Here is an 11,969-nt window from a genome sequence, read left to right on the forward strand (position 1 = left end):
TTTTTGAAAAGATAAGCATTTATATGCTTCGCGCCATACATATCCTTATCTTTCCCGCTGAAAGTCATGCCGTCCTTTAAGCTGGATGATGGAATGAGTAAATTTTTACTGGGAAAAGTGAACTATCCGTCCACTCTTGAGGTCAAATATAGTGAGGTGAAACCATTGGAACTGGATGGACTGGAGCGGGCCGAGATGATCAATGAAGAGCAGCTGCGGCAGATAATGAAGCTTTATGGGGAGGATGTCTGGAATTATATTTATTTTCTGACCAAAAACAGTGATCAAGCGGATGAGCTCACGCAGGAGGTGTTCATCAAATGCTTTTACAGAATCCGAACCTACCGGGGAGCTTCTTCACTAAAAACCTGGCTGTTCACGATTGCCCGAAATACGGTATTCTCCTACCGCAAATCGCGGTTTTCCGCTCCGGGCTGTGGGGAGGAATGCAACCGTTACCCGCTGAGGATGAGGGGCGGCAGGATTCTGCGGGACAGGCGGCTGTTACCCGTTCGGCGGAGATGGAATATCTCGGCGACCGGCAGGTACATGAGATCTGGCGCCTAATTATGAGCCTTCCGGATAAGCTGCGTGAGGTGCTGGTGCTTGATCTCAAGGCAGAGCTGTCGGTCCGGGAGATCGCTGAGCTGATTCGGATATCGCCGGGAACTGTCAAATCGAGGCTGCACCGTGCACGCCATAAAATCCAGGACAAACTGAGGGGGATGGAGTAATGGATAAGCGTGAACGGGAGCCGCAGTGGTATGAGTTAGCCCGCAAGGGCCCATTTCCGGAAATCAAATTTACGGAAGAAGCTGCTGGCAGAGTGGTCCGGCAGATCGGAATAGATGGTTCCTCACTGAACCAGGTACTGCCATACGGCCAGCGTCGCAGGGTAATCCGCATACGGATGCTCTCCACAGCTGTTGTACTCCTTCTCTTGTTGTTGGGAGCCGGGGCATTGGTGCTGGGAAGCGACGGGGTTGGGCGGTCCGGCGGATTTAATCCGTTGGAGGTAAGCGGAGCAGGAATGATCGAACCGCCGACAGCGGGACAGGTTGACCTGTCAGATGCGGGTCTCAAGCGGACTGCTGTGCAGGTGATGCAGGAGCAGCTTGGGAAAAGGTACCCCTATGCCGGTGTGGAGCGCCAGAAGGAAGGGGAGAGTGATATTGCAACGGTCATTTTCAGGGAAGGAGATTACTCCGCCAGGGTCTGGATCAACACAGCAACGGGTAAGGTGATAAGGTTGGTCATGGATGGTATCTACAAACCTGAGGATATCGACTCCAAGTTCGTGGATGAAGCGATGGCTCAGCTTCGGAATGCCGGGTATAAAGGGAAATTCACGGTCACCGGGCTTAAGCATTTCGTCCACTACGGAACAAACGATGATGAGCAAGGCATACAGACCGATGACTTACTTATGGGGAATGAAGGGCAGATTGATTATGAGAACGGCGTCTACCGCAGTTCGACCTTCAGGATGGGTGAGGAGGAGGTGAGCGCGGAAGTGAAGCAGGCGGGTCTTAAGGCGATAAAGCTGCTTAGAGAACAGGGCACGGAGCATCTATACTCCATCAAGCGCACGATGTCGCCGACACAGGATGTACTTGTTCTGACTTATGGAGAGAGTGAACGTATGGCCACTACGGTGCTTATGGACTACGCTACGCAAGGTATTCTACAAGTAGAAGACATTATGCTTTTCGATGGTAATTCATTCAATTCCGCCGATCCAAACACGAATTTGCTGAATGTAGATAAGGTCAAGCTTCAGCTTTCTGCTGCTGCGATCGCCGATGAAATGTTTGGCATCCGTCTGGAGGAGTATACATTCGTCAAGGAGATGTCGGGCATAGGTACGGTTGCCTTTAAAAGTCCGGACGGAGCAACTGTGATTACCGGTTCGTATAATCGTTCTGGAGTTTTTTACATGATGCAGCAGACGCCTGCCCCTGCCGAATGATCTATCCTTCTCATATGAGTTGAACAGGACGCGCGCCCCGCAAGGGGCGTTTTTTGATTTAATAGAACCTCCAGTTTTGATAACTATTTCAAGTATTGTTATACTAGAGAAATCTGAACTTTTACAGAGAAATGCAATAGAGTTTATACAGACCTTCAATAAAGAGAGCATGAGGAGATCGAATGATGATGAATGATAAGAAACCTGCGTCTGTGCAGTTTCATTTCTATATAGTAGCGGGACTGATCTGGCTGAAGCTGCTGCTGCTGAGAGGGCTGTTCTTTGACCGGATTGCCTGGGAATGGATTGCTGCGGATATCGCGCCGGTGCTGCTGATTATGGGAGTGCTGGCCGTCATTACGCCCGGGAGGATGAAAAAGGCTGTCTTCTGGAGCTTCAACGGCCTATTGTCACTACTGCTGTTCGGGGCCAGTGTGTACTTCAACCACTTCGGCTCGGTGCCGACCTATCTGGCGCTCTATGAGCTGCATCAGGTATTCCAGGTCAAAGAAAGCGTGGAATCCACGATTGAAATGATTGATTATCTGTTTTTGGCCGATCTGATGATTATGATTAGCTATTTGCTCTTCCGCAGATGGAAGAAGGGTCCCGTACAACAGCGGCGTGGCAGTCAGCCTAGTCAGCCTTCACACAGAGCCCGGAGAGTCTATCTGGTGGTGCTGCTGGTGGCTATTATCGGCGGCGGTTCGTTATCGGCTTATTCCATAGATTCTGCCCGGGGAATCACCAACGAGCTGGTTCAGGCGGAAAGTGCCGGATTCCTGAATTATGAGGTGGTCGCGGCGATCAAAGCCCAAGAGGATAGCGGCCTGATCGGGACCGGTGATATTGCTGAAACCATAGCCAAGGTGCAGGCACTCGAGGCTACTTATCCATACAAGGATATTGCAGGCGGACTGCCGGAACATTTTGGATCGCAAAAGGGTAAAAATGTGATCGTCATCCAACTGGAGGCATTTCAGAATTTCCCGCTGCATCAGTCACTGGACGGGCAAGAGCTGACACCGGTGATGAACGGTCTGGCTGATGAGGGCTTCTATTTCCCGCATGTCTTCCAGCAGGTCGGCCCGGGCAATACCTCGGACGCGGAATTCATAAGCAACACCTCGGTTTATCCGATTGCCACCTTGGCGATGTCAACAGGCTTCGGAGACCGTGAGCTGCCCAGCCTGCCGCGTCTGCTGCGGGATAAGGGCTATGAGGCTTACACTTTTCATGTGAACAAGGTGGGCTTCTGGAACCGCAATGAGCTGTATCCGGCGCTTGGCTTCAACGGTTATTATGATAAGGGTTACTTTAAGAATGACCAGTTCAATTCCTTCGGTGCTTCCGATGAGCAGTTGTATGCTACCGCTGTGGAGAAGCTTGCCCAGCTGCAGAAGAAGGGAACGCCTTTTTATGCGCAGCTCGTGACCGCCTCCAGCCATCATCCGTTCAAGGTGCCGGACAGCTTCCGGAGAATTCAGATGCCGGATAAGCTCCAGGATACGATGCTGGGCGATTATCTGACTGCGGTGAATTATACGGATTATGCGATAGGTACGCTGATTGACGGATTGAAGCGGCAGGGCATGTGGGAGGATACGGTGCTTGTGCTGTACGGCGACCATTTCGGCCTGCAGCCGAAGGATGTCCCGGAGGAGCAGGTGGAGGGGGCGCTCGGAATCAAGTATGATAACCGGATTAGCCGGTTCAACATTCCGCTCATTATTCATGCGCCCGGCATGAAGCAGGGACAGGTTGTAGAGCAGACCGGCGGACAGCTGGATGTGCTTCCTACCGTGGCTAATCTGCTGGGGGTATCGCTGAAGGACGAAGGGTTCACGGCATTCGGGCATGATCTGCTGAATATTGACCATAATGTGGTAGGCATGCGGTATTATTTGCCGACAGGCTCCTTCTTCAATAATGAAGTCATGTTCGTGCCTGGCAAAAGCTTCGCGGACGGAGAAGCCATCTCGCTGGATACGCATGAGCCAGTGACGGATTTCAAGAAGTATCAGAGCGATTATGACTATATTCTGAAGCTGATGGGCTACTCGGATGAATATGTGAAGCTGCTCCCGCAGCGTTAGGGAGCTATGGATGTTTATTCTGATTTTGATCCCAAAGGGTGACATATACAAGCAGTACCGATAGAAGATCTTTTCTCCGATACTGCTTGTATCTGTGTATGATAAACGGCTGTTATCATTCCTCGAAAATTTCATGTGGCATAGTAGATACATTGATATCAGTTTATTATTTACTTGAGTCTTGCGAAAAATATGCTGTCGAGTCAACAGAGATAAAGTTATGAAATTAGCGTCGATTGGCCAAGATACTACAGCTCTGCACTTTTAGGCCCCAATCAAGTGAAATTCACAAGACTCAAATTATTTTATTACTAATGTGTACTTTCTCGTTTCGAATACAGATGTATTGCTGTTATTTGGAATGGTTAACGCGAATAAAGTATGCTCCCCTTTAGACAGGGCATCCAATGAGAAGTTGTAATTAAGCTTCTTTTTATCCTTCATTTCCCAATTCAAAATTTCGGATCCGTTAAATAAGTTGATGGGCTTATTGTCCAAAAAAACAATGCTGCTGTAAAATGAATTTTCCCCGTAAGCGATAAGAGAGAAATTAAGTTGTTCTCCTTCTGCAAAAACAAATTGATTTATATCTTTTTCGTGACCATCTGATTTGATATCCACTACAAATTCAGAGTTATTTACCGCTAATTCTTCGGGAAGATTAACAAACGAACTGTCTTTAAGTACTGAGGTTTGCGAATAGGAGGGCATAGCTCCTTGTTCTACTTCGATGGTTTTGTCCAATTTCGCTATCGCACTGAATATGTACTCGGTTTCTTTGACAGTATTTTTATCAGCTTTTGTTTGACATATAAAATGAATTTTATAATTATTTTTTGTACTCAATGATTCAGGCAATTCAAATGAAATTGGAAGGTTAATTATCGAATATGGACTGAAGCTTAGTTCATGATTTTTATACTGAGTGGTGCTGTGATCAATCTTAAAGGGGACGATTTGATTATCAATAATGATCATGACATTTATCACATCATCATAAGGATTTGCATTAGCAATGGAGAGGAAATAATTGAAATCATTCGTTTCATTGAACAAAACTTCATCACTGACAAACTCTCCATTTGAATTAAAGAGTCTTATCCCATATCCCGAGGCCCCTGGAGGTATATGAGTTGTGGTAGATCCTATTAATTTTTGATTAAAAGAACTAATATCCTTGAGGGTTTGGGTGTTATCTTCTTTAAGGGTTTGGGTATTGTCTTCTTTTTGAGTGGCTATATTATAACTTGTAACCACAATAATTATAAGAAATACAAAAAAGATAGAAATGAATGAATATTTATTTTTTATTTTCTTCATAATCCACCTATGATTTATTAAGTATTTGCAGACTCATACAGATAAGTACTTGTTAATACGTATTAATTAAAGATTAATATTGGTTGTTCCAGTCCAACTTCCATAATTGCCGGAATAGTACGTATGTGTAGCACTTGCATATATTGCAGTATTTCCAGAATCAGCATATCCAACAGCTTGAACATAAGTGTCGTTATCTCTTGATCCTGTTGCTCCATTTTTGTAGCCTCTATCACCGTTACTATAAGTAAAAGCCACCGTTACTCTTGCTGTTTGACTACCCTTAGCAGATGTATAATTTTCGGCTATAGCACCCTGTCTACCATTAGAATAATCCGCTTGAAGAACTCCCGAGCAATAAGTTGTACCAAGTGAGCCGCCGCTTGAATATCCACCTACTGTTGGGGCTGCGCTAGCAGCAGAGCCTACAATTAGAAGTGAGGATGCAGCAGTGAAAAGAATTTTTTTAATCAATTGAACTACCTCCATTAATTTGGGAATTTTGTATGAGTCTGCCTCTAAAAAATAACACATTATTACAAATAATTAAATATGATGAAAGAAATATTTGTTTTTTTGGGATTTAAATGAACTTAAAGTAATATTATGTCGAATTATAGTTTAATATGTAAAATAAAATTTAACCCTGAATCTGAAAAATGTAAAACCTGTGAGGTTAGAACTAGAACTATAAGGTTTGGCTCTCATAGGCCTGCTACAGATCGTCAAACGTCTGTTTCGCTATTCGTTGCCTGGTGCCCTGCACTCTATCTTAACTGACTCAGATGTACGCCTGACTTATCTGGTGGGGGCTTGCGGGGACCAACTATTTCCAGACAGATACGGTGATCAAGCAGGATGATCCATCGCTTACCCCGGATTTCTATGACCGTGTATCGCATAAGGATGTGCTATTCTTTTATATGAAGCATCCCGGCCGTTTAATAGAGAATATGAAGTATGCGGCTGCTAACAGCATGTCCATCCGTCCCTATTATCTCGGAAGCTATGAGAAAAGCGAGGGCAAGCCTCCGGGCGCGGTAGCAGGAATGTACAGCGGCTGGAGTGAGCTCAAGAACAAGCATCTGCCCCATTCTCTCGGATTCCTGGCTGTTTTCTACCTAGTGTATTATGCCGGAGTGCTCTATCAATACTTCCGTACGAAGGAGGTAGCGGGGCGGATCGCCGGAGAATTGATGATGCTGCTGGGACTGATCGGGCTGTTCTCGTTCCTGGTTCCGATCCTCGGTGACGGGCGGGCGGATATCGGCAAGCACCTGTTCCTGTTCAATGTCTGCTTCGATATGATGGCGGTGGCGATGCTGGGCTGGACGCTGCATAAGCTGACGAGGCTGCTGAAATAACTTGCCATGTCAAACCCTTAATTGACCCCTAGCGGATTATAGAATACAATGTGTTTGGAACTTTAGTAAAAGAGTGGAAATGGCTTGATACAGCCTCATCCTACAAGGGGGCCGCTATGGGGAATGACGAATACAAGGACAAGATTGAACAGGCAAGACAGGAACTGAACAAACTGGCCTTGGAGTACGGGATGCAGGATGTCCGGGTACTCCGCCAATCGGTGAAGCTGGATGCGCTTCTGAATGAATACAGTGATTGTCATACAGAAAAGGATGACCAGCTTTATTAGAGAATTACTGAGCAGCTATGCCAATACAAGAGACACTTTGCCGGTTAACGCCGCGGAGTGTCTTTTTTTATAGTGGATCGAACTCATCGCCCAGCAGCTCGCGGAGCATCTTCTCCCGGTTGGTCATGAAGGCACGGGTGACTGTGTAATGATCCGTGTCTTCCAGCGCAACAGGCGTGATACTCTCTCCCTGAAGCAGAAGAATATCCGCACCCGGATAGGACATCAGAATCGGGGAGTGGGTGGCGATGATGAACTGGGAATTCTGCGCTGCCAGCTCATGCATCCGCGCCAGCAGTGACATTTGCCGTACAGGAGACAGGGCGGCCTCGGGCTCATCCAGAATATAGATGCCCTGTCCGCCGAAGCGGTGAACGAATGTGGAGAAGAAGGATTCCCCATGCGACTGCTCATGCAGCGAGCTTCCTCCATAGGAGGATTTAATGGGTCTTCCCGCCTCGGGGTCCTCATCCAGCTCATCGATGTAAGTAGCCACATTGTAGTAACTCTCCGCACGCAGAAAAAATCCGTCCCTCGGCCGCTTGACCCCTTTGGCAATCCGCAAATATTCATAGAGACTGGAATGCGAGGCCCTGGTATTGAATGAGAAATTCAGCGTCCCCCCTTCCGGATTGAACCCCCAGGCAGCAGCAATGCCCTCCAGCAAGGTAGACTTCCCGCTACCGTTCTCCCCTACAAGAAAAGTGACCTGTTTCTGAAAAGAAAGCCGTTCCAAGGTTCTTACCACCGGCAGATTAAACGGATAGCTTCCGAAGGAAGGGACCGCATCGCGCAACAGCTCGACATGGCGCAGATACAGCATAGGGCCATAGATTGAACTCATTTGTTAATTCCTCCTTAATAGGTTTTTCTCCCGCAAAAGGTTATTCCTCTAATTGTAGATGATTCCCGTCGTACCCGCAAAGGACTTGAATAAGCTTCGTTGTGCAGAGCCTGCCTCTGCATGGACAAGAGTGGATGAATTCTGCACGGGTTCGGGCCAAGCGGGCGAAAGACCGGGGGGCATATGCCAATTTCGGCGTGATACAGACAGATGTCCATGAGGCGGATGCTGACTCCGCATATAGTACTACTGTCTTGAGAATATAACGGGGCAGGGTGAAGGCCGTGAAAACAAAAAAGAGAGGCGGGCTTCCACGGGATTACCGGGATGGCTATCTGCAAGGGTACCATCTCGGCCTGTGCGAAGCCGTGAAGCGCCTGAATACCCCTGAAGTGGGGGAACGCCAGCCATTAAAACTGATGTATGTTCCCCAGGGATTTCAGGCCATCGATACGGGAGTCGCAGAAGCGCTGCGGCTGCTGGTAAGCGAGCTGATCATCTGTCCTCCGGAAACTATGCTGGAGGTGGCATCGCGCGAATTGCCTGAGGCGGTGCTGGTGATGAACGGGCTGCATGTATTTCCGGAGAATCATCTGGAACAAATTACGGCAATAAGACAGCTGGGAATCCCGGCGGCGATCTGGTTTGTGGATGATCCTTATTTCACCGAGGACACATCCGTCATCTGCCGGCATTACGATTATGTGTTCACGCATGAACTGGGTTGTGTGGAATTCTACCGTTCGCTGGGGACGGCGTCTGTGCACTACCTTCCGCTGTGCGTCAACCCCCAGATGTTCTACCCGCGCCACACCGGACCGCAATATCACTATGATGTCGTGTTCATCGGCAATGCCTTCCGCAACCGTACGGAGCTGTTCGATGAACTGGTCCCCTTCCTGCGGGGGAAGAAGGTGCTGATCGCCGGCGGATTCTGGGAGCGGCTGGCCCACTTCGAGGAGCTGTCTCCGTACATCAGAGAGGGCTTCATCCCGCCGGAGGAGACAGCCAATTATTACAGCGGCGCGAAGCTTGTCATTAATATCCACCGGCCCTGGGAGGGAGGGATGGACAACCGGAATACATTCCAGCTTCCGTCCCTCTCTATTAATCCCCGGACCTATGAGATCAGCGCCTGCGGGACGATGCAGCTGACCGATATCCGGCAGGATCTGGATATCCACTACAAGCCGGGCCGGGATCTGGAGACCTTCGCTTCTGCCGATGAGCTGAAGCGCAAAATTGATTATTACCTGAATCACGACAAGGAGCGCCGGCAGTATGCGCTGCGGGGACTGCAGACCACGCTGCGCCGGCATACCTTTACTTCGCGTCTGCCTCATTTACTGGGTGTTCTTACTTCAAGAGGGTGAATTTCATTATGGATCAAAAGGAGCGAATACTCATGAACAACGAATTTATTATGCCTGCCCCGCCGTTGCCGAGAACCCCTGCGGAGGAAGAGAAGCTGCGGGGACGTCTGACCGGCTTCAAGGGAGGCTATGACGAAGGATATCTGCGGGGACGTCTCGCTGTGCTGGACGGACGCCCGGAGGAGCCGCAGCCGGTAAGGAATATCCATGTGATGTACGTGGCTTCAGGCAAGGGATATCCGTATTCACCGCTGGATGATGCCGTGCTCTTCGCACTGCAGCGGTTAACGGCTCAGGTCACGATTACTGATGTGCGGCAGAATCTGGTGGAGCTGGCTGCTGCCCAGCGTCCCGACCTCGTGCTGGTGCTGGATGGTCTGGATTTACCGCTGGAGCAGGTGGCTATTCTGCGCGGCCAGGGCATCAAGACCGCGATCTGGCTGACCGATGATCCGTATTACACGGATTTCACAATGAAGATTGTGGCCCATTATGACTATGTATTCACACTGGAGCGTAATTGCGTAGAGATCTACCGCGGCCTTGGCTGCACGGAGGTCCACTATCTGCCCTTTGCCGCGCATCGTGAGCATTACCGTCCGACTACCGGACGTTCGCCGGTCACCCGGGATGTCAGCTTCATCGGGTCGGCTTACTGGAACCGGATTAATTTCTTCCGCGATATTATGCCGGAGCTGATGAGCTATAACACAGTCATTAACGGAATCTGGTGGGACCGGTTGCCGGAAGCGCCGCTCTATGGCGACCGGATTGAGATCGGCAAGTGGATGTCCCCTCAGGAGACGGCTGTAGCTTACAGCGGCTCGAAGATTGTAATCAACCTTCACCGCTCGCATATCGACGATGCCGTCAACAATAATACACTGTATATTCCGGCTGTATCGCCAAATCCGCGTACGTTCGAGATTGCTGCCAGTGGCACGCTGCAGCTCAGCGATGCCCGTGACGATCTCGGCTCCTTCTACAAGGTGGGCGAAGAGATCGACACCTTCTCCAGTCCCCACGAGCTGATGGGCAAAATCCAGTACTATCTGACGCATGAGGAAGAGCGCCGGGAGATGTCCCTCCGCGCTTTCGAACGGACGCTGAGGGATCACACGTATACCAGACGTCTGAGCCAGCTGCTTACTATTATTTACGGGTAAGCCAGCAGGGCAATCGTAGAACAGGCTGTCAGCAAAATGTGCGTATCACAGGGGACAGGTGTCGTGCCGGCATCTCTGCCCTCTCAATATACTGGAGTACCGGGCAGAGATGTTAGCCTGTCAGCTAATATACCCGTCCTAATCAGGTGGATCTCAGGTGATAGTGGATTATGCCCGGATGCTAAGCTTCGTAAAACTTTTAGGAGGTGAATGGCTGCTCCACAGCCCTTCGCAGGGGAGCGCCGAGACACCATGGCCGACAAAGCGACAATCGTCCTCTTTTCCCATGTCTCCAACACGCGCAGTATTACGGGTGCGGAGAAGCTGCTGTTATTCTTCAGCCGGGAGCTGTCTCCTTACTTCAATTGTATCCTCGTAGCCCCGCAGGACGGGAAGCTGACACAGCTGGCCCGGAGCTACGGCCTTCAAGTCCGGCTGATGTCTATTCCGCTGGTCTATGGAGTGTACACCCCCTATGCCGGTCTTCCGGCAGATATCCGCAAAATGCAGGAGGGCCGGGAATATCAAGAGCTGACTCACTGGCTTGCGGAGCTCCGTCCGTCCTTCGTGATCACCAGCACTTGTGTGCATGCCCTGCCGCCAATTGCGGCGAAGTCACTGGGCATACCGGTGATCTGGAAGATCTCGGAGACCATTACAGACAACGAGTTCACCCCGATCAGCGTAGAGCTGATCCACAACAACAGCGATGAGATTCTGGCGATTTCACAGACAGCGGCAGCATGCTTCCCCGAGGATATCCGCGATAGCAAGGTAACCCAGCTTCCCCCTTCATGGAGTGACGCGGATTTGATGTTCGAGGCCTGGAGCAAGCTGCGCGGCGAACGGCGGAGTGAGCTGAAGATTGCCCCGGGGGACCCGCTGATCGGCTATGTCTCTTCCTTCATAAATAAGGAGAAGGGGCTGGAGCATTTCGTCAAGATGGCCGTCCTGGTGCATGAGCAGCATCCGGCTGCCCGCTACCTCGTAGTGGGGACTCCCGGGGATAAAAGCTACTATGAGCGCTGTGTCCGCAAGGTGAAGCTGGAGGGTCTGACCTCGCTCTTCCGGTTTGTCGGATACGAAGAATGTCTGCCGGCCGCTTACTGCGCGATGGATCTGCTCGTTGTCCCCAGCCTGATCCGGGAAGGCTTCGGCATGACGGCCCTGGAGGGCTATGCCTTCAGCAAGCCGGTTGTCGCTTATGATTCCGGCGGCCTGCGGGAGATTCTGGACGCCGCAGGCTGCGGGGAACTGCTCGTGCCTGCGGGAGACATCGACGCGCTGGCCGGGCGGGTGAACGCGCTGCTGGCCGACCAGGCGATGGCGGCCGGCATTGGCCGGCAGGCGCGGGAGCGCATCGAGGCCGTCTACGGCCCGGCGGCTTACCGCGCCCGGCTGCAAGGCTTAGCGGAGAGGTGGCATCTCCGCTACTGCCTCCAGCCGCCGCAGCTCATCGGCGGCCCGGAAGCCCCGCCCGCAGCTGCGCCGGCGGGCGGGAAGAGCGCCCCCGCGGCAGAGCGGCCGCGGGGTGAGACCGGGCGCCG

12 protein-coding genes are annotated in these 11,969 nt (G+C 50.6%); 9 read left to right on the forward strand and 3 right to left on the reverse strand.

Annotated features, from left to right (window positions below):
- The first annotated feature begins 93 nt into the window (after nucleotides 1–93).
- The 4 genes from ACFSX3_RS31140 to ACFSX3_RS31155 all read left to right on the forward strand — a co-directional run bounded on the left by ACFSX3_RS31140 (nucleotide 94) and on the right by ACFSX3_RS31155 (nucleotide 4,065).
- Nucleotides 94–567 carry an RNA polymerase sigma factor gene (locus ACFSX3_RS31140; RefSeq protein ID WP_379255240.1) on the forward strand — a complete coding sequence of 158 codons (474 nt, stop codon included), beginning with the start codon at nucleotides 94–96 and terminating at the stop codon, nucleotides 565–567.
- Nucleotides 522–734 carry an RNA polymerase sigma factor gene (locus tag ACFSX3_RS31145; protein WP_379255242.1) on the forward strand — a complete coding sequence of 71 codons (213 nt, stop codon included), beginning with the start codon at nucleotides 522–524 and terminating at the stop codon, nucleotides 732–734. Before ACFSX3_RS31140 ends, ACFSX3_RS31145 begins: the two co-directional genes overlap by 46 nt.
- Nucleotides 734–1,969 (forward strand): hypothetical protein, encoded by a 1,236-nt coding sequence (locus tag ACFSX3_RS31150; protein WP_209994720.1) that lies wholly within the window; start codon nucleotides 734–736, stop codon nucleotides 1,967–1,969. Before ACFSX3_RS31145 ends, ACFSX3_RS31150 begins: the two co-directional genes overlap by 1 nt.
- A 185-nt stretch (nucleotides 1,970–2,154) precedes the next feature.
- Nucleotides 2,155–4,065: an LTA synthase family protein gene (locus ACFSX3_RS31155; protein WP_379313722.1), complete on the forward strand. Its 1,911-nt coding sequence runs from the start codon at nucleotides 2,155–2,157 to the stop codon at nucleotides 4,063–4,065.
- A 300-nt stretch (nucleotides 4,066–4,365) separates the two neighbouring features.
- Here ACFSX3_RS31155 and ACFSX3_RS31160 read toward each other — a convergent pair whose 3' ends face one another.
- Nucleotides 4,366–5,385, reverse strand: coding sequence for a hypothetical protein (locus ACFSX3_RS31160; RefSeq protein ID WP_209994721.1), 1,020 nt, complete (start codon nucleotides 5,383–5,385; stop codon nucleotides 4,366–4,368).
- A 66-nt stretch (nucleotides 5,386–5,451) separates the two neighbouring features.
- Complete coding sequence (locus tag ACFSX3_RS31165) at nucleotides 5,452–5,859, reverse strand: hypothetical protein (RefSeq protein ID WP_209994722.1); 408 nt, start codon at nucleotides 5,857–5,859, stop codon at nucleotides 5,452–5,454.
- 326 nt (nucleotides 5,860–6,185) lie between these two features.
- On the opposite strand from ACFSX3_RS31165, the gene wsfD reads away from it, so the two are divergent.
- Nucleotides 6,186–6,749 carry a glycan biosynthesis hexose transferase WsfD gene (gene wsfD / locus ACFSX3_RS31170; protein ID WP_449290230.1) on the forward strand — a complete coding sequence of 188 codons (564 nt, stop codon included), beginning with the start codon at nucleotides 6,186–6,188 and terminating at the stop codon, nucleotides 6,747–6,749.
- Nucleotides 6,750–6,865: 116 nt separating this feature from the next.
- Nucleotides 6,866–7,039 (forward strand): aspartyl-phosphate phosphatase Spo0E family protein, encoded by a 174-nt coding sequence (locus tag ACFSX3_RS31175; RefSeq protein WP_173131895.1) that lies wholly within the window; start codon nucleotides 6,866–6,868, stop codon nucleotides 7,037–7,039.
- Nucleotides 7,040–7,106: 67 nt separating this feature from the next.
- Here ACFSX3_RS31175 and ACFSX3_RS31180 read toward each other — a convergent pair whose 3' ends face one another.
- The gene (locus tag ACFSX3_RS31180) at nucleotides 7,107–7,883 is read right to left on the reverse strand and encodes an AAA family ATPase (protein ID WP_209994724.1); all 777 of its coding nucleotides are present in this window, start codon (nucleotides 7,881–7,883) and stop codon (nucleotides 7,107–7,109) included.
- 275 nt (nucleotides 7,884–8,158) lie between these two features.
- Here ACFSX3_RS31180 and ACFSX3_RS31185 point away from each other — a divergent pair, with 275 nt between their 5' ends.
- The 3 genes from ACFSX3_RS31185 to ACFSX3_RS31195 form a co-directional block, all read left to right on the forward strand.
- Entirely contained in the window at nucleotides 8,159–9,256 is a 1,098-nt protein-coding gene (locus ACFSX3_RS31185) for a CgeB family protein (protein ID WP_379313718.1), read from the forward strand.
- 32 nt (nucleotides 9,257–9,288) lie between these two features.
- Nucleotides 9,289–10,422, forward strand: a complete 1,134-nt coding sequence (locus ACFSX3_RS31190; RefSeq protein ID WP_209994726.1) for a CgeB family protein — start codon at nucleotides 9,289–9,291, stop codon at nucleotides 10,420–10,422.
- 210 nt (nucleotides 10,423–10,632) lie between these two features.
- The coding region (locus ACFSX3_RS31195; RefSeq protein WP_379313720.1) for a glycosyltransferase family 4 protein at nucleotides 10,633–11,969 on the forward strand (1,337 nt) is incomplete at its 3' end.

This window comes from Paenibacillus rhizoplanae (genome assembly GCF_042684125.1).
Lineage (GTDB): Bacteria > Bacillota > Bacilli > Paenibacillales > Paenibacillaceae > Paenibacillus_AQ > Paenibacillus_AQ rhizoplanae.